The organism is Moorena producens PAL-8-15-08-1, from assembly GCF_001767235.1.
GTDB classification, from domain to species: Bacteria; Cyanobacteriota; Cyanobacteriia; order Cyanobacteriales; family Coleofasciculaceae; genus Moorena; species Moorena producens_A.
The window spans coordinates 4,403,951-4,427,679 of sequence record NZ_CP017599.1 but is presented as its reverse complement, the minus strand read 5'-3'; the positions used below and the strand labels follow the sequence as shown (position 1 = coordinate 4,427,679).

Annotated in this window: 27 protein-coding genes and 1 pseudogene; 13 read left to right on the top strand and 15 right to left on the bottom strand. The window is 40.7% G+C overall.

Going from position 1 to position 23,729, the window contains the following annotated elements:
* Positions 1–95: 95 nt before the first annotated feature.
* On the top strand, positions 96–800 hold the full coding sequence (gene ispD / locus BJP34_RS16425) for a 2-C-methyl-D-erythritol 4-phosphate cytidylyltransferase (RefSeq protein ID WP_070393266.1): 705 nt from the start codon (positions 96–98) through the stop codon (positions 798–800).
* Between the two features lie 185 nt (positions 801–985).
* Positions 986–1,651, top strand: a complete 666-nt coding sequence (gene nfi, locus BJP34_RS16420) for a deoxyribonuclease V (RefSeq protein WP_070393265.1) — start codon at positions 986–988, stop codon at positions 1,649–1,651.
* 287 nt (positions 1,652–1,938) lie between these two features.
* Here the strand turns inward: nfi and BJP34_RS16415 are convergent, their stop codons facing one another.
* The 6 genes from BJP34_RS16415 to BJP34_RS16395 form a co-directional block, all read right to left on the bottom strand.
* Positions 1,939–2,307: a hypothetical protein gene (locus BJP34_RS16415; protein WP_070393264.1), complete on the bottom strand. Its 369-nt coding sequence runs from the start codon at positions 2,305–2,307 to the stop codon at positions 1,939–1,941.
* Between the two features lie 56 nt (positions 2,308–2,363).
* Positions 2,364–2,486, bottom strand: coding sequence for a hypothetical protein (locus BJP34_RS48975; protein ID WP_267876588.1), 123 nt, complete (start codon positions 2,484–2,486; stop codon positions 2,364–2,366).
* Positions 2,487–2,935: 449 nt separating this feature from the next.
* Positions 2,936–3,202 (bottom strand): DUF2949 domain-containing protein, encoded by a 267-nt coding sequence (locus BJP34_RS16410; protein ID WP_418904147.1) that lies wholly within the window; start codon positions 3,200–3,202, stop codon positions 2,936–2,938.
* Between the two features lie 948 nt (positions 3,203–4,150).
* Complete coding sequence (locus BJP34_RS16405) at positions 4,151–4,669, bottom strand: DUF192 domain-containing protein (RefSeq protein ID WP_229424401.1); 519 nt, start codon at positions 4,667–4,669, stop codon at positions 4,151–4,153.
* 58 nt (positions 4,670–4,727) lie between these two features.
* Positions 4,728–5,423, bottom strand: coding sequence for a response regulator transcription factor NblR (gene nblR, locus BJP34_RS16400; protein ID WP_083305212.1), 696 nt, complete (start codon positions 5,421–5,423; stop codon positions 4,728–4,730).
* 908 nt (positions 5,424–6,331) lie between these two features.
* Positions 6,332–6,715, bottom strand: coding sequence for an endonuclease domain-containing protein (locus BJP34_RS16395; RefSeq protein WP_070393262.1), 384 nt, complete (start codon positions 6,713–6,715; stop codon positions 6,332–6,334).
* A gap of 145 nt (positions 6,716–6,860) precedes the next feature.
* On the opposite strand from BJP34_RS16395, the pseudogene BJP34_RS16385 reads away from it, so the two are divergent.
* Positions 6,861–7,921 (top strand): annotated as a pseudogene (locus tag BJP34_RS16385) (ISKra4 family transposase).
* Positions 7,922–8,383: 462 nt separating this feature from the next.
* Here BJP34_RS16385 and BJP34_RS16380 read toward each other — a convergent pair.
* The 5 genes from BJP34_RS16380 to BJP34_RS16365 form a co-directional block, all read right to left on the bottom strand.
* The gene (locus BJP34_RS16380; RefSeq protein WP_070393261.1) at positions 8,384–8,767 is read right to left on the bottom strand and encodes an endonuclease domain-containing protein; all 384 of its coding nucleotides are present in this window, start codon (positions 8,765–8,767) and stop codon (positions 8,384–8,386) included.
* A 182-nt stretch (positions 8,768–8,949) separates the two neighbouring features.
* A complete protein-coding gene (locus tag BJP34_RS16375; RefSeq protein WP_070393260.1) occupies positions 8,950–9,348 on the bottom strand; it encodes an endonuclease domain-containing protein in 399 nt (132 codons plus the stop codon).
* 182 nt (positions 9,349–9,530) lie between these two features.
* Positions 9,531–9,929 (bottom strand): endonuclease domain-containing protein, encoded by a 399-nt coding sequence (locus BJP34_RS16370; RefSeq protein ID WP_070393260.1) that lies wholly within the window; start codon positions 9,927–9,929, stop codon positions 9,531–9,533.
* A 260-nt stretch (positions 9,930–10,189) separates the two neighbouring features.
* Entirely contained in the window at positions 10,190–10,336 is a 147-nt protein-coding gene (locus tag BJP34_RS43495; RefSeq protein ID WP_158517258.1) for a hypothetical protein, read from the bottom strand.
* A 37-nt stretch (positions 10,337–10,373) separates the two neighbouring features.
* Entirely contained in the window at positions 10,374–10,967 is a 594-nt protein-coding gene (locus tag BJP34_RS16365; RefSeq protein ID WP_070393259.1) for a hypothetical protein, read from the bottom strand.
* A 266-nt stretch (positions 10,968–11,233) separates the two neighbouring features.
* Between BJP34_RS16365 and BJP34_RS43490 the strand changes: the two genes are divergently transcribed.
* The 4 genes from BJP34_RS43490 (at position 11,234) to BJP34_RS16355 (ending at position 13,585) form a co-directional block, all read left to right on the top strand.
* Positions 11,234–11,431, top strand: a complete 198-nt coding sequence (locus BJP34_RS43490) for a hypothetical protein (RefSeq protein ID WP_158517257.1) — start codon at positions 11,234–11,236, stop codon at positions 11,429–11,431.
* A gap of 10 nt (positions 11,432–11,441) precedes the next feature.
* On the top strand, positions 11,442–12,269 hold the full coding sequence (locus BJP34_RS16360; protein ID WP_070393258.1) for an Rpn family recombination-promoting nuclease/putative transposase: 828 nt from the start codon (positions 11,442–11,444) through the stop codon (positions 12,267–12,269).
* A 169-nt stretch (positions 12,270–12,438) separates the two neighbouring features.
* Positions 12,439–12,711 carry a hypothetical protein gene (locus tag BJP34_RS36980; protein ID WP_149031013.1) on the top strand — a complete coding sequence of 91 codons (273 nt, stop codon included), beginning with the start codon at positions 12,439–12,441 and terminating at the stop codon, positions 12,709–12,711.
* A gap of 10 nt (positions 12,712–12,721) precedes the next feature.
* On the top strand, positions 12,722–13,585 hold the full coding sequence (locus tag BJP34_RS16355) for an Rpn family recombination-promoting nuclease/putative transposase (RefSeq protein WP_070393257.1): 864 nt from the start codon (positions 12,722–12,724) through the stop codon (positions 13,583–13,585).
* Between the two features lie 278 nt (positions 13,586–13,863).
* Here the strand turns inward: BJP34_RS16355 and BJP34_RS16350 are convergent, their stop codons facing one another.
* The 3 genes from BJP34_RS16350 to BJP34_RS36975 form a co-directional block, all read right to left on the bottom strand.
* Positions 13,864–14,232, bottom strand: a complete 369-nt coding sequence (locus BJP34_RS16350) for a type II toxin-antitoxin system RelE family toxin (protein ID WP_193431332.1) — start codon at positions 14,230–14,232, stop codon at positions 13,864–13,866.
* Entirely contained in the window at positions 14,225–14,467 is a 243-nt protein-coding gene (locus BJP34_RS16345; RefSeq protein ID WP_070393256.1) for a hypothetical protein, read from the bottom strand. Before BJP34_RS16345 ends, BJP34_RS16350 begins: the two co-directional genes overlap by 8 nt.
* 200 nt (positions 14,468–14,667) lie before the next feature.
* A complete protein-coding gene (locus tag BJP34_RS36975; protein WP_229424467.1) occupies positions 14,668–15,039 on the bottom strand; it encodes a formylglycine-generating enzyme family protein in 372 nt (123 codons plus the stop codon).
* Between the two features lie 97 nt (positions 15,040–15,136).
* On the opposite strand from BJP34_RS36975, the gene rlmN reads away from it, so the two are divergent.
* The gene (gene rlmN, locus BJP34_RS16340) at positions 15,137–16,192 is read left to right on the top strand and encodes a 23S rRNA (adenine(2503)-C(2))-methyltransferase RlmN (RefSeq protein WP_070396707.1); all 1,056 of its coding nucleotides are present in this window, start codon (positions 15,137–15,139) and stop codon (positions 16,190–16,192) included.
* Positions 16,193–16,400: 208 nt separating this feature from the next.
* On the opposite strand, the gene BJP34_RS36970 is transcribed toward rlmN, so the two are convergent.
* On the bottom strand, positions 16,401–16,583 hold the full coding sequence (locus BJP34_RS36970) for a replication restart DNA helicase PriA (RefSeq protein WP_075899919.1): 183 nt from the start codon (positions 16,581–16,583) through the stop codon (positions 16,401–16,403).
* A gap of 1,030 nt (positions 16,584–17,613) precedes the next feature.
* Here BJP34_RS36970 and BJP34_RS16335 point away from each other — a divergent pair.
* The 5 genes from BJP34_RS16335 to BJP34_RS16315 all read left to right on the top strand — a co-directional run bounded on the left by BJP34_RS16335 (position 17,614) and on the right by BJP34_RS16315 (position 23,545).
* The gene (locus tag BJP34_RS16335; protein WP_070393255.1) at positions 17,614–18,813 is read left to right on the top strand and encodes a glycosyltransferase; all 1,200 of its coding nucleotides are present in this window, start codon (positions 17,614–17,616) and stop codon (positions 18,811–18,813) included.
* A 610-nt stretch (positions 18,814–19,423) separates the two neighbouring features.
* On the top strand, positions 19,424–20,323 hold the full coding sequence (locus BJP34_RS16330; RefSeq protein ID WP_229424398.1) for a sulfotransferase family protein: 900 nt from the start codon (positions 19,424–19,426) through the stop codon (positions 20,321–20,323).
* Between the two features lie 299 nt (positions 20,324–20,622).
* Positions 20,623–21,600, top strand: a complete 978-nt coding sequence (locus tag BJP34_RS16325) for a glycosyltransferase family 10 domain-containing protein (RefSeq protein WP_070396706.1) — start codon at positions 20,623–20,625, stop codon at positions 21,598–21,600.
* A gap of 6 nt (positions 21,601–21,606) precedes the next feature.
* On the top strand, positions 21,607–22,614 hold the full coding sequence (locus tag BJP34_RS16320) for an Npun_R2821/Npun_R2822 family protein (protein WP_070393253.1): 1,008 nt from the start codon (positions 21,607–21,609) through the stop codon (positions 22,612–22,614).
* Between the two features lie 10 nt (positions 22,615–22,624).
* Positions 22,625–23,545: an Npun_R2821/Npun_R2822 family protein gene (locus tag BJP34_RS16315; protein ID WP_070393252.1), complete on the top strand. Its 921-nt coding sequence runs from the start codon at positions 22,625–22,627 to the stop codon at positions 23,543–23,545.
* Positions 23,546–23,729: the final 184 nt, after the last annotated feature.

Genomic DNA, 23,729 nt, shown 5'->3' with positions numbered 1-23,729 from the left:
ATTTTAACTTGACGCTGGAACGACTAATTCTGATTCTATCCAGGGCATAGTATCCTAAGCTCAGCCATGAAGCAGGAGCTAAGAGGTAGAAAATCGTGCATTTATTAATTCCAGCAGCCGGAATGGGACGACGGATGGGGAGCGATCGCAATAAGCTTCTTTTAACACTTCTGGGTAAACCAATACTGGCTTGGACACTGCTAGCAGCAGAGAAAGCTAGTAGTATTAGCTGGATTGGGATCATCGGACAACCCTATGACTCCCCAGAGTTTAAAGCAATTCTAGCTGAACTTGCCCTATCTAAACCTGTGGAGTTGATTGAGGGGGGGGAAACACGGCAAGAATCTGTCTATAATGGCTTGCAGGCTTTACCAGCAGAAGCCGAAAGGGTGTTGATTCACGATGGTGCTAGATGCTTAGCTACCCCTGAGTTACTGGCACGGTGTGCCGAAGTCTTAATTGATTGTCCCGGTCTAATTGCCGCTGTGCCTGTTAAGGATACCATTAAAGTAGTGGATGAAGCCAATCTTGTTCAAGATACACCGGATCGGAAAGGATTGTGGGCAGCACAGACACCCCAGGGATTTGAGGTGAAGTTGTTGAAACAGTGCCATAACCAAGGACGTAAGGCTGGCTGGGAAGTTACGGATGATGCCGCTTTGTTTGAACGGTGCAGCTTGCCAGTAAAGATTGTGGAAGGGGAGGAGACGAATTTGAAGGTAACTACCCCAGTGGATTTAGCGATCGCAGAATTTATCTTGCGCCAGCGTTTTGATATCAGTGAGACCAAATCTAGTTAATTAATTAATTGATTATAATTAATTATCGTTTATGTTGCGCCAGGAAATGGAAAATTTCCACATATAGCACTACGCATTAAAGTTAGGACATTGATAAAAGCTCATTTGCTAATGCACGTGAACTTTTGCCTCTTGCCTCTTGCCAATGCCATTGCGCGTAGCCCTATACCAATCATAAAATCACTATGGAGATCCAACAACGCCACCCTTGGCCAGTCAATAGTGAAGAAGCTAAAGCAATTCAACAACAACTACAACCTGAGGTAATTTCTGAAGATCAGTTGGGGGAAGTGCAGTATGTTGCGGGTGTAGATGTAGGTTTTGAGGAGGATGGCGCTATATCACAGGCAGCAGTAGCAGTTTTAAGCTTTCCCGACTTGCAGCTGAGGGAAAATGCGATCGCATCGAGACCCACTACCTTTCCCTATGTACCAGGCTTCCTATCATTCCGAGAAGTCCCTGTAGTACTGGATGCTTTGGAAAAAATTAGCATTATCCCTGACTTAATTTTGTGTGATGGTCAGGGCATTGCCCATCCTCGTCGCTTTGGTCTTGCCTGCCATCTGGGGGTACTGACAGATATTCCTACCATTGGTGTGGCTAAGTCCCGATTCATTGGTGATCATGAGGAATTGCCCGAAAACAAAGGTAATTGCCAACCGCTGAGCCATGATGGAGAAATCATTGGAGCCGTTGTGCGTACTCGGACTGGAGTCAAGCCAGTCTATGTTTCCATTGGTCATCGCATTAGCTTACCCACAGCAATTCATTATGTGTTGCGCTGCACATCTAAGTATCGATTACCAGAAACAACTCGCTGGGCAGATCAACTAGCATCAAAGAGAAGTTAGAAGTTGTCTGAGAAGTCTCATTTGCTACATCCAAGCCCCCGTTGGTCCCCCAATTTTGGGGGACTTGTAGAAGCAAATAGACTCTTGTTCCCCCCAAAGTTGGGGGGCTAGGGGGGCAAAATTCAGTATAAAACAACTTTTCAGATATCCTCTTAGAAGTTAGAAGTTAGAAGTTTTAATTTTTAATTTTTAATTTTTAAGTTTTAATTTTTAAGTTTTAAGTTTTAAGTTTTAATTCTTAATTTTTAATTCTTAATTTTTAAGTTTTAATTCTTAATTTTTAATTCTTAATTTTTAAGTTTTAATTCTTTTGATAATACCTCTTCTTCTAATCGATTAACCCGTTCCTTGAGTTCTATTACTAAAGTAGCGAGACGCTTAAACATGGGGTGATCAGCGTCTACCCTGCTATAGGTATCAGTTGGTGATGGTCCCTGGTGTTGACTGGGTCGATTACTATCAGGAACTGACTGGTTGACCTGACGTAACTGAGTCTCTAACTGATTGAGTTTAAATCTCAAGTTAATTATCTCAGATTCAAGAGAAGAAATCCGCGATTCTACAACAGTTATAGAAGCTGTGGCTGGTGGAATAAACTGTGAAATAAAAATTCCTAAGATTAAGCCAAAAGTGAGTATTACGATTGTTCGTTTCAAAGTAGTACAACCCCATTAGTTATCTTACTACCCATTATGACTATAGCAGTTTTAAATTAGGTGATGTACAAATTTTTGGGTTTTAGGGAATAGGTAATAGGTAATAGGTAATCGGTAATAGGTAATCGGGAATCGGGAATCGGGAGTCGGGAACAGGGAAAAAATCCTGTGTACCTCATTAGGTTAGAACCCGCTATAGTTCATGTGGACTTTCATTGTAAGCATTTAACTATCAGCAGTCCGCTGAAGGGCTACAGGCATACTATAGCGTTTGTATTTGAGATGTAAACCTGTATGGTCTTTTTTTATTGGACAATAAAACTGAGGATCTCTTTCCCCTCTTGCCTCTTGCCTCTTAGCCTTTGGGAGTATTTTCACAACCGATGATACAAAGGCTATATGAATGGCTGATAGCTGATAGCGGTAGGCTGAATACTTACATTGATACTTACATTCGGATAGCCAAGATCTAACAAAAAGAGCGAGTCACTTATCAAACCGCTCTTTTTGATAAGGGCATAAATAGTGAAGCACAAAGTAGAATTATAAATTTGTCTTAGGGAGATTTTAACCCAAAGACATAGCTCCTTAGACATAGTTTGCCTACTCCTCCCTGATTGATCAGGCTTTAGGCTGTTTCCAACCAGTCATAAATTTTATCTAATTGCTCCAGAGTTACCAAACCGTACTGCCAAAGAATCATTGGCAAAAGTCCTGGGTCTTGTTCCCGGTGTCTTAGTGCGATCGCAATAGAATCTCTTGAAATTGCTAACTCTTCTTGGAGAAAATGCAAGAATTTTGTATAGGTTTTTGGTGCCATTAGTTGTCTTTCACCTCCTTTAATAGGCTCTATTTTGGAATTAGTAATCTGAATGTGTAAACCATCAGTAGCCACTATCTCATCTGTCCACTAGGAAATTACAAGCGTCGGTTATACCTGACAAACGAAACAGTCGGAAATTTGAAGGTTTTAAGATTTTAAGGATAATTAATCCCATAGGAAAGGAGTTAACTTTCCCTATCATCACCCGACTAGGATTTAGGATGACAGGACTAGCACTCTAGTATCCCTGTATAAATTTTCAGGGTTAAGAGGCTGATTACCTGTGTCCTAAATCACTGCCAACCTGAGATTTTCGTCAACCTAGAACAGCAATCTTATGTATCTTGCCAGTATCGCATCGGAAATACCCCACTAGCATCACCCCTAGACCTTGCCAACACAGTGACTTGGAAAGACCATCCTAGCTCCTATGCTTAAGTCAATTACAATTCGGCAGTTTTAAACACACACTCCGTCAGGCGCTTGATTGACAAGCGTCTGTCAAGTTAAAAACTTTGGCTGGCGTACGCTATAACTGACTACTCTCTCACACCATTAACTTAGCGATTCACCGCTAAGACTCAGTAGCGTCACCCCTACCCTTGTTTTCCCAACCTTGATTAATTATGTCAAGGGCAGCCATTAGTAATCAAGGGTATAGTCATTTGCGAGCTTTTTACATCTGTCTTAGGAAAGATTACCCTAATTTAGCTTAATTCGCCAGAAGCCCCACGACAGAGGTAAGCATTCAACTATTTGCAGTTAACTTAATGATTATGTATACGGATGATAGCATCAGGCTTGATGGTTTATATAGCACTAGGCATTCCGATGGTTGACATTCCTAAACTCCGAAACGTAAGTAATCGCTTACTTGCGGACTTGCGCGTAGCGCTATACCTAGTTCTTGAGACTTGAGGGATTAGGATTAGGCTTTAAGCACTAAAACCTGACTCCTGAAACCTTGCCACTTAAGATGTAACACCTTCGCCTAACCCTCAAAAGTAAATTGACAGAGTATTAGTTAGGTGGGGTACTACTGCCATCCAGAAATTTGACAGTGACCTGGTCACCTACTTTCAGACCCAGTTCAGCCGCACGTCCGCCACGAAGTTCAATCACTTGGTCAATAATTTTCATTCCTGGACCATAGGTAGGGCATTCATCGGTTTCGCAGGGGGGGACAGATTTTGCGATCGCTTTTACTTCCCCATTTCTTAGAAACACCATATCGAGATCGATTTTAACATTCTTCATCCAAAAGCTGACACGCTGTGGTGGGTCGAAGCCAAATAACATCCCCCGATCAGGTGCTAGAGATAGGCGATACATCAACCCCATTGCTTTTTGCTCACGGGTCTGTGCCACTTCCAGCCCAATCCGCTCACCGGCGATTTCAGCTTCAGCAGAAATTGGTAACATTTGACCTAATTTGGTTGGTGATTGTGATACTGATGGCGCTGTTGCTGGTGGTTGACCAGATTTCACAGAGGTACTATTTATAGTGTCTTCTGAAACTGACCCTGCTGAACAGCCCATCAGTAAAATACTTAGCGCTATTGAACATAGAGTGATTTCAAACGTCATACCCACAACCCTAAGCCTCCCGCAACACATAACCAACACCACGCACTGTCTGGATTAATCGCCTTTCTCCTTCATCTTCTATCTTGATACGTAAATAGCGAATATAGACTTCGATGACATTGGACTCTCCCATAAAGTCATAACCCCAAACATTTTCCAAAATTTGTTCGCGAGTTAATACTTCCCTGGGATGGCTGATCAAATACTTGAGCAGTTCAAACTCTTTCATGGTCAAATCAATCACCCGTCCATTGCGCATTGCTCTACGCTGGCTTAGGTCTAAGGTTAGTTCTCCAAACCTCAGCTGCTCCGAGCCTCCTGTTTTTGGCTCTAGATAAAGGCGCACCATTTTCACAAATGGCTCGCTACGATAGGGTTTCAGGAAATAATCATCAGCTCCTGCTTCGATACAAGCCACTCGATCCTCTACTCGATCATGAGCCATCAGCATGATTACAGGTACGCGAGAGCCTTCACGTCTGAGCTGATCGCATAATCTCAGCCCTGATTCTCCTGAAAGGGCTCTATCCACAACCACCATTGCTGGCTGGAGTTCACTGGCTTGATGGCAAGCAACGGAGGCATCAAGGGCAATGACGGTATGATAACCTGCTTCTTTCAAGTCCTGACTCAGCCGTTCCGCCAATATTTGATCGTTTTCTACAACTAAGACACAGGGATTCCTTTCCAGGGTCAGATTTGGCATAGATAATGCTTGTCAGCACAAGCTGGATATAACTATGGTGAATACCAACCCTGTTGTAGCATGTCGTAATTAAATCTTGCTGAGTGTTGAGTGAGTAAGTTTAAAAAAAAATAGCCGTAGAAATATTATCCACGGCTATTTAAATGACTTATGTCACTATGTTCCCAAACCGAACCTGATGTGATCCTATTTCGACCAGACCTGAGCCTTGGCCAGGGGGGGGAAACCCCCCCATAAATTTAAGGTGTTATGGCAACAGCCAATACTTCATCATGGTTGTCCTCACTTCCCCTGGAGTTTCAGTAGGTTCCAAAGGGCTCCAGTCGGCAATCTCCCCATAGCCAAGGGCATAAAACCTTTGCATACTATGGATTAGCGATGCAGCGCGGTCTTGGGGGTTTCCCCCATGAGCGACTGCATCAAGACACGGCTTGACGAGGACCTTTGAGAGTGTGCTCCACAGGTTGTTTTTTGAGGTTTTGGTTGATTTTTTTTGACATAAGTCGAAACTTGAAATAATTGTGGCTTTATATCGATTATTGTAATGATTATAGTTTAAGGTGTCAAGGGTTTTTAAACTTTTTTTTGGGGAAAGTTTTAGAGGTGATAAAAAAAATGATGGGAGTAGGTAAATTATGTAATAATACTTGAACTACAAACCTTAAGCTGTATTTGTATCAAGACTCTAAACTTAAACTTTGTTAAATAGTCATACCACAGCTTTCTCTCGGCTGGTGTCATTGTTTTCCTTAATTCTCTAGCTCTGGTTACTAATTTGGAATTATAAGGAAGATGGAATTGTCTTTGTTGGTTATCACACATTTTAAATTAATCAAATTTCTGGGTTGCTGGAGGATCCCCCATTATCCCCCGCGCCGAAGGGGGACTTTTATCTAGCTCCCCCCTTTTTAAGGGGGGCTGGGGGGGATCTCACTGCTAATGCGATCGCAAACAGCCTCAAAATTATGCAACACTTCATCATTAGTAAATCGAATTACTTTTAATCCATACCCTTTAATAATTTGAGTTCTTTCTTGATCATAAACTTGAGCAGATTGTGTAGAATGATACTCTCCATCGACTTCAATAACTAATTTGAAAGCAGCACAATAAAAATCAACAATAAAATTCCCAATCGGTCTTTGTCGCAAGACTCTAAACTTAAACTTTTTCAAATAGTCAGACCACAGCTTTCTCTCGGCTGGTGTCATTGTTTTCCTTAATTCTCTAGCTCTGGTTACTAACTTGGAATTATAAGGAAGATGGAATTGTCTTTGTTGGTTATCACACATTTTAAATTAATAAATATTTGGGTTTAGTAGAAGAGTTGGGATCGGGAGCAGGTCAAACTTGCAGAACAAATGAACTACTTGACAAAATGATGAAATTGATGTTATCTATGTCTGGCTACCTAAAAAATTAAGAATTAATCCCAAAATGACCCCTGAAAAGCAAAAAGAGCTCAACGAGTATCTTCAAGCAATTGCCAAGATTCTTTATGAGGACTCTGATCCGACCAAACTAGACACAATGGCGGGAATAGAAGAAACTGTGAGAGAGAAAACTTTAGATTAGATCACACCAAAAATCGGTTTTTTTTTATCAAAGAAACGACAAAAACCGAGGCCGGAAGACTGAGAACATTAAAGAGTATCATTGGAAAACTACCAATAACCGAAAAGCAAGCCATCCGATTAAATCTCGAAACTAACCAAAGAATAAGTCCCTGTTTAGAGCAGTGTTGTGTTCGAGCAAGCGCCAATGTATCTTATGAGAATGCTGCCAGAGATATTGAATACTATACAGGAATTAAAATCTCAGCCAAAACACAACAAAGGCTAGTACATCGCTATAAATTTCCTGACAATGACTGTAGTAAAGATATTGAAGAAGTGAGTGTAGATGGAGGAAAAGTAAGGTTAAGAACGCCAAAAAAAGGAGAACCTTGTCTCTGGAAAGATTATAAGGCAATCTGTGTGAATAAATCCACGAGAAAAGCTTGGTTTTTAGAAAATGAGGAATTAATAAATTGGGTGAATCAGCAACGGTTATCAAACCCACTGAATTGCCTGGGAGACGGGCATCCTGGGATTTGGAATATTGTTAAACAATTTAATTGTCCAGGAAAAAAACGGGAAATTATTGATTGGTTTCACTTAGTTGAAAATTTACATAAGGTCGGTGGTTCACTGAAAAGATTGAAAAAAGCTAAAAGTTTATTGTGGTTAGGTAACGTTGATGAAACTCTTAACTTGATTTCTGCTTTGACTAAAAAACAAGCCGAAAACTTCTGTAATTATTTACAGAATCATCGAGAGCGTATTATTAACTATAAATACTATCAAGAGAATTCAATTTGTTCCATTGCTTCAGGAGCTGTTGAATCTACAGTTAAACAAATTGACCGACGACTGAAGATTTCTGGAGCACAGTGGAAACCTGAAAATGTGCCTCAAGTTCTCAAACATCGATGTGCTTATCTCAATAACAATCTTTAAGCAGGTTTTCAGTAAAAACACGCTTCATTAACTAACGAGAAAACTCACTCTTATCGGACCTGTGAATTATCCCAAAACTCATGAAATTATTCACAGATTTGGCCTAGTTGAGGGATTATAATAGAACTCGCCCATTAAATTCAACTCTATTCAAAATACTAATAGCACATCGCTCCGCACTTCACAGTGTAGGACATAAGTGCCGATCAACAGTCTCTTTTATGTTTTATTTAGATAAAGCAGACAACAGATAATCTACCTCTAGTACAAATGCTCTGCATAAGTGACATGCTCCCGTTGGGATCCCCCTAAATCCCCCTTAATAAGGGGGACTTTTTTAATAAGGGGGACTTTTTTAATCAGGGGGACTTTTTTAATAAGGGAGACTTTTTTAATCAGGGGGACTTTTTTAATAAGGGGGATTTTTTTAATCAGGGGGACTTTTATCTAGCTCCCCCCTTTTTAAGGGGGGCTGGGGGGGATCTCACTGCTAATGCGATCGCAAACAGCCTCAAAATTATGCAACACTTCATCATTAGTAAATCGAATTAATTTTAATCCATACCCTTTAATAATTTGAGTTCTTTCTTGATCATAAACTTGAGTATATTGTGTAGAATGATACTCTCCATCGACTTCAATAACTAATTTTAAAGCAGCACAATAAAAATCAACAATAAAATTCCCAATTGCTCTTTGTCGCAAGACTCTAAACTTAAACTTTTTCAAATAGTCATACCACAGCTTTCTCTCGGCTGGTGTCATTGTTTTCCTTAATTCTCTAGCTCTGGTTACTAACTTGGAATTATAAGGAAGATGGAATTGTCTTTGTTGGTTATCACACATTTTAAATTAATAAATATTTGGGTTTAGTAGAAGAGTTGGGATCCCCCTAAATCCCCCTTAATAAGGGGGACTTTTTTTAATAAGGGGGACTTTTTTAATCAGGGGGACTTTTTTAATCAGGGAGACTTTTTTAATCAGGGGGACTTTTTTAATAAGGGGGATTTTTTTAATCAGGGCGACTTTTATCTAGCTCCCCCCTTCTGGGGGCTGGGGGGGATCTCACTGCTAATGCGATCGCAAACAGCCTCAAAATTATGCAACACTTCATCATTAGTAAATCGAATTACTTTTAATCCATACCCTTTAATAATTTGAGTTCTTTCTTGATCATAAACTTGAGCAGATTGTGTAGAATGATACTCTCCATCGACTTCAATAACTAATTTGAAAGCAGCACAATAAAAATCAACAATAAAATTCCCAATCGGTCTTTGTCGCAAGACTCTAAACTTAAACTTTTTCAAATAGTCAGACCACAGCTTTTTCTCCGCTGGTGTCATTGTTTTCCTTAATTCTCTAGCTCTGGTTACTAATTTGGAATTATAAGGAAGATGGAATTGTCTTTGTTGGTTATCACACATTTTAAATTAATAAATATTTGGGTTTAGTAGAAGAGTTGGGATCCCCCTAAATCCCCCTTAATAAGGGGGACTTTTTTTAATAAGGGGGACTTTTTTAATCAGGGGGACTTTTTTAATCAGGGAGACTTTTTTAATCAGGGGGACTTTTTTAATAAGGGGGATTTTTTTAATCAGGGCGACTTTTATCTAGCTCCCCCCTTCTGGGGGCTGGGGGGGATCTCACTGCTAATGCGATCGCAAACAGCCTCAAAATTATGCAACACTTCATCATTAGTAAATCGAATTACTTTTAATCCATACCCTTTAATAATTTGAGTTCTTTCTTGATCATAAACTTGAGCAGATTGTGTAGAATGATACTCTCCATCGACTTCAATAACTAATTTGAAAGCAGCACAATAAAAATCAACAATAAAATTCCCAATCGGTCTTTGTCGCAAGACTCTAAACTTAAACTTTTTCAAATAGTCAGACCACAGCTTTTTCTCCGCTGGTGTCATTGTTTTCCTTAATTCTCTAGCTCTGGTTACTAATTTGGAATTATAAGGAAGATGGAATTGTCTTTGTTGGTTATCACACATTTTAAATTAATAAATATTTGGGTTTAGTAGAAGAGTTGGGATCCCCCTAAATCCCCCTTAATAAGGGGGACTTTTTTTAATAAGGGGGACTTTTTTAATCAGGGGGACTTTTTTAATCAGGGAGACTTTTTTAATCAGGGGGACTTTTTTAATAAGGGAGACTTTTTTAATCAGGGGGACTTTTTTAATCAGGGGGACTTTTATCTAGCTCCCCCCTTATTAAGGGGGGCTGGGGGGGATCTCAAAAAGGTACCTACTGCCTAGGGCAATAAATTTCCCAAAATCTGTTTTAAACTATACAACAATTTCCACCGACTCCCAACTCCCGATTCCCAACTCCCGATTCCCAATTCCCGATTCCCGATTCCCGATTCCCGATTCCCGATTCCCGATTCCCTATTACCCATTACCCATTACCTATTACCCATTACCTATTACCTTGTTTTAAGCTGACCGCTTACTGCTTACAGTTTGATTAATTTCAATTTCTTCAATCGGAGCCACAAATTCTGTGATAGTTTTGCTAAAGTTGACTTGACCGATAACTTGCCACTTTAGTTTAAGTTTAGGGGTATTATTAAGATAATCGTAGCTACCTTCAAGGATAGTAATTTGGCTAATACTGTGAGTTGTAGCTGTTTGTTTGGCTTGATAATTGTTAGCCGTTGATAAATTATAAGTTTCGATTAGTTCTTTGTTGTTAGTTAAAATAATCCCTGTAGTTAGGGAAGCTAATTTTTCTAAGTTAGTTAGGTCAGCGTCGTAGATATCGATGAAAAATTCTTGGTTAAATTCCCTGGATGTAGTAATTATGGCGGAAGTTGCAGTGTCTTGTTGCTCCGGATTTAACTGTTGTGGATGGGTTGACCTAAATGTTGAGGCAATTTCCCATTTACCGGGATAGATAGCGATGTGTGGTAGTGTTGTTGGTGATTCGGTAATGGGGGCAGCAACAATTTCTATTTGAGGTGTAGAGATGTCTTGAATTAGTTCTTGCTGAAGCTGCTGGCTGATTTGGGATAGTAAGTGTTGAATCATTTTTTTTAGGTAATGGGTAATATAGCAATTCTACGACTTGTGAGGTACAAATATCTGGTTTTTAGGGAGCAGGGAGCAGGGAGCAGGGAGCAGTTAAAAGTAACCCACCCCTAACCCCTCCTCGGAGGGGTTAGGAAGAGGGAAGAGGGAAAAAATAATGTGTACCTCATGAGTCCTATAAACGCTATAGGTTATGGGAGTTAGGCAGCCGTTTTTGAGGTCTGATTCGATCGGATTTGACTTTCAACAGCCTCTAGGGTAAAGAATTGTTTCCTGCATTTCAAGTATACATCCATGTAGGGGCGGGTTCCCTGCTTGTGTCTGGTTTAACTACATTCCCGATTCCCCATTCCCGATTCCCGATTCCCCATTCCCCATTATCCATTATCCATTATCCATTTTATATGATAATTATCATTACCATTACAAGTAATGTTACTATAGGTATAGCTATAGTAAAATAATGAAATAAATGTGAAAACCGATACCATCTTCTATCGCCTGTTTCAATCGTTTCCCAGCATCTTCTTTGAATTAATTAACCATTCCCCTACGGAAGCACTTGCTTATCAATTCGCTTCTGTGGAAGTCAAACAACTAGCCTTTAGAATTGATGGAGTCTTTCTGCCCACCACCACCACACCCGAACAACCAATTTATTTTGTAGAAGTCCAATTTCAGAGGGACTCTGAATTTTACTCCCGCTTCTTTACCGAAATTTTCATGTACTTAAACACAAACAAAATCAGCAATGATTGGCGTGGTGTGGTGATTTACCCGAGCCGCAATGTGGATAAAGGAGCAACTCAACAATATCAAGAATTAGTCAATTCCCCAAGGGTATCTCGGATTTATCTCGATGAATTAGCCGAGACCTCTGCACCATCGGTGGGTATAGCTACAGTACAGCTAATTGTCACTGAGGAAGATTCTGCAATCGCACAAGCTCAAGACTTGATTCAACGAACCACTGAGGAGATAGACAATGAACCACAAAAGCGAGAACTTCTACAATTAATAGAGACCATACTGGTGTATAAGTTACCCAAACTCAGTCGCACGGAGATAGAAGCGATGTTTAGCTTAAGTGATTTACGGCAAACTAAAGTTTATCAGGAGGCTTTAGCCGAAGGTAGACTTGAAGGTATACAAGAAGGCAGACTTGAAGGTAAAATTCAAGGCAAATTAGAGTCCATACCTCGGTTGTTAGCCTTGGGTTTAACCGTAGAACAAGTTGCCCAAGCTTTAGAATTAGAAGTTGAACGAGTGAAACAGGTGCTCCAGCAGTCTTCTGATAGTTGACATAGTTAGGTAATGGGTAATAGGTAGTGGGTAGTGGGTAATGGGTAATGGGTAATGGGTAATGGGTAATAGGTTATGGGTTATGGGTAATAGGTTATGGGAGTTAGGCAGCCGTTTTTGAGGTCTGATTCGATCGGATTTGACTAACAACAGCCTCTAGGGTAAAGCATTGTCTCCTGGATTTCAAGTATACATCCATGTAGGGGCGGGTTCCCTGCTTGTGTCTGGTTTAACTACATTCCCGATTCCCGATTCCCGATTCCCCATTCCCCATTCCCGATTCCCCATTACCTATTACCTATTACCTATTACCTATTACCTATTACCCATTCCCTATTACCTATTACCGATTCCCGATTCCCGATTCCCGATTCCCCATTCCCAATTAATCATTATCATTATCATTATTAGTGTTACTATAGGTATAGCTATAGTTAAGTAATGACTTTAATGTGAAAACCGACACCATCTTCTATCGCCTGTTTCAATCGTTTCCCAGCATCTTCTTTGAATTAATTAACCAGGGTCCTACAGAAGCACTTGCTTATCAATTCGCTTCTGTGGAAGTCAAACAACTAGCCTTTAGAATTGATGGAGTCTTTCTGCCCACCACCACCACACCCGAACAACCAATTTATTTTGTAGAAGTCCAATTTCAGAGGGACTCTGAATTTTACTCCCGCTTCTTTACCGAAATTTTCATGTACTTAAACAAAAACAAAATCAGCAATGATTGGCGTGGTGTGGTGATTTACTCGAGCCGCAATGTCGATAAAGGAGCAACTCAACAATATCAAGAATTAGTCGATTCCCCAAGGGTATCTCGGATTTATCTCGATGAATTAGCCGAGACCTGTGCACCATCAGTAGGTATAGCTACAGTACAGCTAATTGTAACTGAGGAAGATACTGCGATCTCACTTGCTCAAGACTTGATTCAACGAACCACTGAGGAGGTAGACAATGAAAGACAAAAGCGAGAACTTCTACAATTAATAGAGACCATACTAGTGTATAAGTTACCCAAACTCAGTCGCACGGAGATAGAAGCCATGTTTAGCTTAAGTGATTTACGGCAAACCAAAGTTTATCAGGAGGCTTTAGCTGAAGGTATACAAGCAGGGAGACTTGAAGGTATACAAGCAGGGAGACTTGAAGGTATACAAGAAGGCAGACTTGAAGGTAAAATTCAAGGCAAATTAGAGTCCATACCTCGGTTGTTAGCGTTGGGGTTAACCGTAGAACAAGTTGCCCAAGCTTTAGAATTAGAGGTTGAACAAGTTACAAAGGTGATCCAGCAGTCTTCTGATAGTTGACATATTTAGGTAATGGGTAATAGGTAATAGGTAATAGGTAATAGGTAAGATAGCGTTATTTGCAGTTTTGAGGTACGCTTCTCAACCTCAAAGTCCCCCTTTTTAAGGGGGATTTAGGGGGATCCCTTTGTATCTCATAGCTATAATAATTGCTATAAGTAATGAGAGTTCGGCAGCAGTTTTTGAGGTCTGATTCTGTCTGCCCGAAAATGAAACGGGTAAGATGCCCCTTCCACAGGTGCGACCTGAAGGGGTAGGATAGTAGACTCTGAAGAACCTCAAGTATCTGTTTCTTCAGAGGTGTTGCTAACGCCCTTAATAATTTGCCTAATTTCAGCTACTTCGATATCTTGCTGATCTGACTTTGAGTAAATATCCAACAAAATAATCAACTCAGTAGATGAAATCCAGTAAATCAGGCGATAGCCACCGCTTTTACCTCGTTGACTATCGCTGTTCCTAATCCGCACCTTCATAACTGTGGAACCGATGCCAGAAATTTGATCTCCTAGAAACGATCCCATTTGCAACTGCTCGAGAATGGGCTGAAGATCTGCTTGAATTTGGCGGTATTTCTTGGCCAGAACTTTCAATTTACGCTGAAACTCAGGAGTAAGTTGCACCTCAACTAACGGAGCGTCAGTCAATATCAATTCCCTCCCAGATTTGAGAAATGGGTAGGGTTTGTCCAGTCACAGCTTGCTGCCAAGATTTGCGAAAGCAATCTGCTGAAAAGTCAGTATTATCGCCTTCTGGTATAGTTTGAATTTCTAGGGCATGGTTCTTTTGAATAATTGTGGATAGTATTTTGAGTAGTTCAAGCTGCTCTGCTAATGAAAGCGACTGAGCAATGTTGACCGCTTCTTGAAGCTGTGATTTCATTAATCTCCTCTATTTCTAATTATATTGTCTACAGTAAAATAATAGAATATTCTTTACCCATTCTCAATTCTCAATTCTCAATTCTCAATTCTCAATTCTCAATTCTCAATTCTCAATTCTCAATTCTCAATTCTCAATTCTCAATTACCTATTACCTAGAAAAAGGGTAAAAAGGCGAAAGGGCAAAAAAGAGTCCACGCCTAGGAACACACTACCCGGAAACCGATGTCGTGTGCCGAGTTGGACTGTTCTGCTTCGTAGCGAGAGGCACAGCTGCACTGACCAGATCTTTTTAACCAAGAGCCACCGCACATCATCCGATGACTATCATCCTCATCATCACTTGACCCGGGTTTAACACAATACTCCCATACATTACCTAGTATATCATACAATTCCCATTTATTCGGTTTTTTTTGTCCTACTGGATGAGTTTTTCCACCAGAATTACTATTGTACCAAGCATATTCTTCCAGATTTTCATGGCTGTTGCCATAGTAATATGTTGTTGTCGTCCCTGCTCGACAGGCATATTCCCATTCCTCCTCATTATAAGTGACATCCTCCCTGATTATATCCTTATATCCTATTTCCCCTAAAGCCCTTATGTGCCCAGATGTTTCTATCCCTCAACAAGACCTCAGTAGCAATGGTTCAAACTCCCAAACCATGACTAATGTGAGTGGGTCGGTCTCACCACTGGTAAACTCAATTCCGCCATTGTTAGGAGCTTCTTTAGTAGAGTTAACCAGCTGGATACAACAACAGGGACAACCGGCTTATCGAGGGCGTCAGTTACACGGATGGATTTATGAAAAAGGAGTGCGATCGCTTTCTGAAATTTCCGTCTTTCCTAAACAGTGGCGTAACACCGTCACCGATGTCCCCATTGGTCGCTCAAGGTTACACTACCGTTTAGAAGCAAAGGATGGTACGGTAAAATACCTGCTCCAGTTATCAGATGGTCAAATTATTGAAACTGTAGGTATTCCCACACCAAAGCGTCTGACCGTGTGTGTGTCTTCCCAAGTGGGTTGTCCCATGGCTTGTGACTTCTGTGCTACTGGTAAAAGCGGATTCACTCGCAATCTAGCTCGCCATGAAATTGTCGATCAGGTGTTAACAGTGAGGGAAGATTTTCAACAACGAGTCAGCAATGTGGTGTTTATGGGTATGGGAGAGCCCTTGCTGAATACCGAAGCTGTGGTAGGTGCAGTCAAGTCTCTTAATCAGGACCTCGGGATTGGAGCGCGATCGCTTACTATCTCAACAGTTGGTATTCCCGGTCGTATCCGCCAACTCGCTCAGCATCAACTGCAAGTCACCCTTGCTGTCAGTCTACACGCCTCAAATCAGCAGCTACGGGAGCAACTGATTCCTAGTGCTAAGCACTATCCTCTCAAAGCACTATTAGATGAATGTCGAGACTATGTAAACTTAACAAGTCGCCGCGTGACCTTTGAATATATCCTTTTGGGTGGACTGAATGACTCTCAAAAACATGCTGTTGAGTTAGCTAAGAACCTGAGGGGGTTTCAGAGTCATGTCAATTTGATTCCCTACAATCCTATTAGTGAAGTAGATTACCAGCGTCCTAATTACCGCAGGATTCAAGGCTTTGTTGAAGCTCTTAAGCAGCAACACATTGCTGTCAGTGTACGCCATTCCCGTGGTCTTGACAAAGACGCCGCTTGTGGACAACTTAGAGCATCTAGAAGTAATTAGAAGTAATGTTTTAAGGTCATGTTTTAAAGGTTGGTTAGGTAGGATGGAGGCGAACAAAATATAAGCGATGCAGCGCGGTCTTGGGGGTTCCCCCCATGAGCGACTGCCGTGGTTTCCCCCATGAGCGACTGCATCAAGAAGGGACGTTTTACTTACCCTTCTGTTAAAAACCTACCCTTATGAGTTCGCCCCCTCACCCCCTCATTGCTTAAGCACTAGGAGCATAGATGCCAGGGGCATAAGCCTCAACCACCCTGCCAGTGCGAGTGCAGTTAATCATTAAATAATCACAGACGGGGCATTGAGTCTGGGTTAGGTGAGTGTTTTGATAATAAATCCTTTGAGCACTACTGCCACAATTAGGACAGTAAACTTTCTGTGTTATCTGCATGTTAAACCTTGTTTTATTCAGTCAGTTATTAAAAAGCGATGCAGCAAGGGAACAGGGGGTTTCCCCCATGAGCGACTGCATCAAGAAATGACTGCCTCTAACAAGCACCGACCCTGGTTCAACCATCTACTAGTAGCGCACCGCAAGCTGATGATGTAAGCTTTTCGTTGGTTTTGAATGGTAGCTTTACTTTATTTGTGCCGTCTTGTACTAGTTAGATATGACCATTCAACTGATTAATCTGGAGGCAGCAATCGTTAATCTTTCCTTAACTATTGTATTTAAGTCTTAGTTTTTTGGAAATTAATTTAACAATACTTAGCAATATTGTTTGCATTTTTTAATATTCTCAAGATATTGGCACTCCAAGACTAGGTTTTTTGATTAAAAATAAGCTTCTATCCTATTGATTTATAATTGATCCCTAATTGATCCCTGATTGATTACTGATGAATTTATGTTATTTTTTATACAAAAAAATTATAATATTGGCCGTAGACAAAACTAGTTTTCTGACAACAGATGTTAGATATGATACGGTATTCCTTGAATTACTTATCCTATCGGAGATCAGGTAATTGGATCGGGTAATTGGTAATTGGTAATTGACGATTCTCGATTCATATGTTAAGTGGGTTAACCAATCCCTTGCCCAATCTTCAATTATGTGTAGCGAGCATAACCGAAATTAGGATAAATCAGGGGAATTACTAATAGTATAGGGATTAGGCAAGACAATATAGTTGATGCAACTACGATCAACAATCAACCATTAACCATAAACCATCAGTGACTTCCGTAAATCAAAAGTGATTAACCAGACTTCATATTAAACAGCAGAAACTAGCAATCGCCCTATTGCTCGAAATTAGAGATGTCCTGACGAAATGGTTTTATCAAAATCAAGAGTGTTATAAGGGGATAGCTTGGTCAAATTTGGGAAGTATGGTGGTAGAGAGCTCAGCAAATACACTAGTTAAGTATTAATGGCAAACAGAAGATCTGATCAATTAACAATTCTAAACTAACAATGAATAAACACTATATCTTTTTTACCAGAAATACTTTACCTCAACCCAATGCTGCCCACTTAGTTCATGATGTAAATTCCGCCAATGCTGCTGCTAACCTTGGTTATTCTACTGTTTTAGTCTATCTTCACCCCCCAGAGAAATCCCTGAATCCCTTAGACTGGGTTTATCCATTTCGGCTCCAACAGCCACCGGAAAACCTGACCAAGTTTTACAGTATTCAGGATCAGCTCAAGGTGGCTCCCCTACCTATGCCTTGGCCCATTGGTCACATCAAAGGCAAACTAACTAGCCCCAGCACAATCGTTTGTCGTTACTATTTTCCAATTCATATTTTTCCCCATACTCAAATCTTACACACCTTGGATTGGAATTTAGTCAAAACAGCCATCAAGCATGGTATTCCAGTCATTTATGAGCGGGAACATTATAAAAAAAGTGACTATGATCAATCGATTGTCCAAAACCCACTTTTTAAAGTTGCAGTCACCGTAGCTGATAATATTCGGGACGATATGATTCGTAGGGGTATGCCCCCAGAAAAGATTATCAAACTCCATAGTGGCTTCAATCAGTCTTTTTTAGTAAGACAACCAGAACCAGCCTCTGAATGGCGCAAAAAACTTTTGGTGGATAACCGCCAAAGGTTAGTGGTCTATTCAGGAGGACTCTATCGCTTCAAAGGGGTCAACTTATTAGTTGATGTTGCTAAAGAATTACCACAGATTCAATTTGTCTTTGCTGGTGGCAACGAATCTCAAGTACAGTCTTATCAGCAGCTAGCTCGGGAAAAGCAAGCTAACAATGTTACCTTCTTAGGTTATATTCCCCACCAGCAGCTTCCCAGCTTACTCCAAGCTGCTGATGTGTTGGCTCATCCTCACTGTTCTGGTGAGGCCGCTAGCTTTACGTCTCCTCTGAAGCTCTTTGAGTATATGGCTTCAGGAACTCCGATTGTGGCAACAGAAATTCCTCCGTTGATGGAATTTAAATCGTCCAGTGCTATTGCTGGCTGGTGTGAACCGGATAACCCAGCTCAATTGACTCGTTGCCTCCAGCAGGTATTAGAAACCTATCCCAGAAACGTGAATGGTTATGCTGCTCAAATTGAGTGGGGGCGTCAGTTTTCTTGGGAAAATAGAATGGCCAAAATTATGAGCAATGTCGCAGAATCTATACATCCTATAATATCTGATTAATACGGTTACGCTTAGGGTTAAAGTAATCATTGAGCTATCAGCTATCAGTTATCAGTTATAGCGCTACGCGCCAGGCATGAAGCGCAATAGGCATGAAGCGCAATAGTGAAGAAAAAAGCTTACTAATCAAGGGATTGAGCGATTTTAATTTTTCTTCACTTGTCAAACACCATAGTGCGTAGTGCTATATCAGCTTAAGCGCTACGGGCACGCTACGCGAACAGCTAATCCGCTACTTGAGGTGCTGCGCGAACAGCTTTTGAATCAGCGATGCCTCAGGTGCGACCCGTGGCCAATTTAATTACGGGTCAAACGCACCATTACGGTCTTGGGGAGGCAGCGCCGACCTGCGGGGGTTTCCCCCACTCGCGCTTTGCATCAAAAACTGATCTCAATTTCGGTTATGCTTACTAGAAATACTTGCCGATATCGAGAGCTCGATATCGGGTGATGAGGTGATGGGGAGATCAGGTCAAAAATAGGAAATAAGAAGACATGATCACATGACAATGTCAGCCCCCCTCTCCTGATCATTTCATGTCTAGTCTAAAGACTTGATTAAACACTTTTCACTTTCTCAAGGATCAGTTAACTAGATAGACTCATGACAATGCCCAACTTTTTAATCATAGGTGCAGCTAAGGCTGGAACTACCTCAATTTATCGATATCTAAAGCAGCATCCGCAAATCTACATGAGTCCTTCCAAGGAACCTAGGTTTTTTGCTTTTGAAGGGAAAAATTTAGATTTCCGTGGTTTGGGAGATGAAAAAGAAGCTGATTTCATTGTTACTAATATTGACGTCTATCGTAAACTTTTTAAAAAGGTAACTAATCAAGTAGCTATTGGTGAAGCATCTACAAGTTATCTCTACATTGCTAAATCTGTTGAACGCATAAAGTACTACATTCCTAAGGCGAAACTGATCGCCATTCTTCGAGATCCAGCAGAAAGAGCCTATTCAAACTATTTACATTTACTCAAGCAAGAGCGCGAGCCACTAACGGATTTTGCTGAGGCTCTTGCCCAAGAAGAGAAGCGCATTCAAAATAACTGGTGGTCCTTCTGGCACTATAAACACCAGGGACTTTACTATGTCCAAATGAAGCGTTATTATGAGGCGTTTGAAAAAAGCCAGATTAAGGTTTATCTATACGAAGATTTGAATAATAATCCTATAGGTATGCTGAAAGATATGTTTGGTTTTTTGCAGATAGACGATACTTTTACCCCAGATATATCTGAAAAAGTTAGGCAAGCTCCTCGCCTTCCCAAAAACAAAGCCTTGGAATCATTTTTGAACCAACCGCACCCAGTTAAATCCATTCTCAGTCCATTGCTTCCTGCTAGCCTAAGGGATAAACTAGTTAACAAGATTAGATATTTAAATCGTGGGAAACCTAAGTTATCACCAGCAGTGCGGAAGCAATTGATTGAATTCTATCGTGAGGATATCCTCCAGCTTCAAGATTTGATTGGTCGGGATCTTTCCCAATGGCTAAAGTGTTGAACATTAAGTGAACAAGTAAGTTGACAATTATAAGTTGACAATTAAGTTAAGTAAGTTAAGCTGTAAGCATTCAGAAGTCAGCCGTCAGCCGTGAGCTAAAAGCTCACGCTGCGCGAACAGCTTATTTTATTCAAAAGCACCGATTGCGCTACTTAAGGTGCTGCGCGAATAGTAGTACCTCAAGTAGTGCATAGGCTGATAGCTGATAGCTGAATGCTTACGTTAAGCTTAAACTAAGCTGATCAAATTATTATCAACTTAAACTTGATGAGTTAGGGAATTAAGCTATGTCCAAAACTATGGACAAAAAAGTTATCGGTATGATAAGTAGCTATAAGGCACTGAAACCCAGTCCTGTTGATTGGCTATGGAAGCAAACCCCTCGTCCTTTGGGGGTTTGGAAAAATATTCAAATGATAGCTACTGCACCTCAACCGGATTTTTTACTGCTATACAACTTTAACGAATTTTCTGACATCAAACCACGATTACCCAAATTTGGCAACTTTTTTGGGCTAGCTCACAAGCCCCCTGATCCGAAAGTCCCAGATCTCAAGACTCTCTTGCGGGGAGTGCCAAAAGAACGGATTATTTCTTTGGTGCGGGAACCTCCATTCCCAGAACGGGAAGAGATCCGAATTAATGAATATAAACAAGCTCAGGAATACTGTGGCTATGTATGTGGTCCTGATGATTTTGCGCCCATTCCTGACTATATGCCTGCTATTTCATACCACAACAATTCGTTTCGTGAATTGAATGAAATGGGACCACCTGAAAAAACTCGTTCTTGTTGTTGGATTACCTCCGGTATTGCTCGTACGGCTAATCATCGTCAGCGTTTGGCGTTTTTGAAGCTGTTGAGGGACAGTGATCTAGAATTTGACGTGTATGGACGGGATTTGCCAGACTGGGTAAACGGATATGGAAAAGTAGGGAATAAGTGGAATGCGATGGCTCCTTATTACTACAACCTGGCGATTGAAAACTATGCTGGTAATGATTGGTATGTGAGTGAAAAGTTGTGGGATGCTTTATTAGCGTGGTGTTTACCCATCTACTATGGTGGTTCTGGTGCTGATAAATTATTGCCTCCAGGAAGCTTTTTGAGACTGCCAAGTGAGGATGAAAAGGGCTTAGCTTACATTCAGGAAGTGACCGCTACACTGGATGCATGGCATGAGGCTCTAGATGCGATCGCAGAAGCACGTCAAATCATTTTACATGAGTTGAATTTACTCAACTTCTTGTCTAAGGTAGTGGAAAAACTGGGGTAAGTCTAGATGAGCACAGGAATTTATACATTAGCTAATGATGTGGTTTACGACCAACTGGTAGCACTGCTCAATAGTATAGAAGTTAATGCTGGCAAAGAGACTCCAGTTTGTGTGATTGCCTACAATGATCAGTTAGACAAGGTCCGTCAAGACATTGCCACCCGAGATAATGTAATCTTGCTGGATAATCCAGAACTATTTGTCCGTTGGGAAGAGTTTTCCTACCGTGTCTGGAAAACTCACCCCTCAGCCTTACAAGAATGGCAGGCACAAGGCATGAAGACGAAATTCTATCGAGTTGGTGAAAATCATCGTTACTGTGCCTTTGATCCAGAGAGTCCATTTGAAAAATTTATCTATCTCGATGCTGACACTCTGCTGATGAATTCGTTAGATTTCGTCTTTAAGCAGTTAGATGAGAGTGATTTTGTGGTTTATGACTTTCAGTATAAAGACCCAGCACATATTTTTAACGTAGCCTCACCGAAGTTACTAGAAGTATTCGATGAATCCCAGATTAATTCAGAAATTTTCTGTTCCGGATTTTATGGGGCTAAGCGAGGATTATTTCCTGAAGAGCAGCGAGAATGGTTAGTTTCTCAGTTAGCTAATGGGGAAGCAGAGGTTCTGTATAAGCGAGCCCCTAACCAATCTGTACTCAACTACATGAGGATGAGGTCTGGGTTATCAATCCATAATTTTGCTGTGAGTTTGCCTAAAGATAAAAGAACCGGTAATTCGGTAACATCTCCTCACTTTGAGGTTCGGGATAATCTACTTTATGATCATGGGAATCGCCTGACTTATCTCCATTACATTGGAATCAAATCAAAAGTTTTCAATAAACTGTGTGCTGGGGAGAATATCGACTTTCCCTACCGGGATATTTTCTTACATTACCGATATTATCATCAACCCGAAAAACGTCCTCAGTTTACTACTAAGGCTAAACCTTACAACCAGCCTCCTAGTTTAACCACTAAAGTCTTCAAAAAGTTAGGATTGAGTCGTTGAGGCAGAAAATATGAATCGTGGAATTTACATCACTGCTAATGACCGGGTGATTGAGCAGTCTATTGCATTACTAAATAGTATCCGCTCTTATGATAGCGATACCCCAATTGTTTTGATTCCCTATGATGACAATTATCAAAAGGTGGCTCAAATTCTTAAAGAGTCCTATGGGGTAGAGATTTATCCAGATTTGGCATTTATCGAACGCCTGTCTACTAAGCTACACGAAATTTTCGGGGAGGGATTTTTTGCTAGACCGAATCAGTTCCGGAAACAGGCTTGCTGGTTTGGAACTTTTGATGAATTTATTTATATCGATACCGATATCGTTGTTTTTGAGAAGATAGCAGATACTCTTGACTACCTGGCTGACTATGATTTTATTTGCTGTGATTACCAGCATGTCGGGGGAATCACTAATGTTTTCACCCCTAAAGTTATTGAAGATAAGATTTTTAGTGAAGCGGAACTGAAGGATATCTTTAATGGGGGGTTTTGGGGAGCCAAGAAAAATAAGATTAGTGAAGAAACTTTATATGAAACCTTTGCTGAGTGTGCGGCTCATCCCGAGTATTTTGACTTTTCCCAGAAAACCTCCGATCAGCCGATTATCAACTATATGATATTGAAGCAGATGCACCACCGATTTAATATTGTGCGTAGACCAGGGGGAGCTCCAGGAAATTGGGCAGGTAGTAAACAATTTCAAACCCAAGGAGTACGACTTATTGATCCAAATTTGAATCAACCCCTACAATATCTACACTGGGCTGGTATTCGTATTCAGCCTGGTTGTCCTTATTGGGATATCTGGAAACATTACCGCTATTTGAATGAACCTATGCCAGAGGATGAGTCTTTGCAGCCTAAAACTCAGAAGAGCTTATGGGAACAAATTACCAACAAATTACACAAATCACTGAAAAAGTAAAGCGGATTTAGTCCTAAAAAGGTGACAAAAAGGGTTAATGAAGTAGTCTCAGATGTCAGTTTGATGGTAAGTTACTCACAACTTCTTCTGTAAAGTCCGATGCCGGAGGAGCAGAAGAAGTTGAGTCGGTGCTCATTAAACCGAAATCTGACGATAAATAAAGTACTAAGGTGAAGGTGATAGC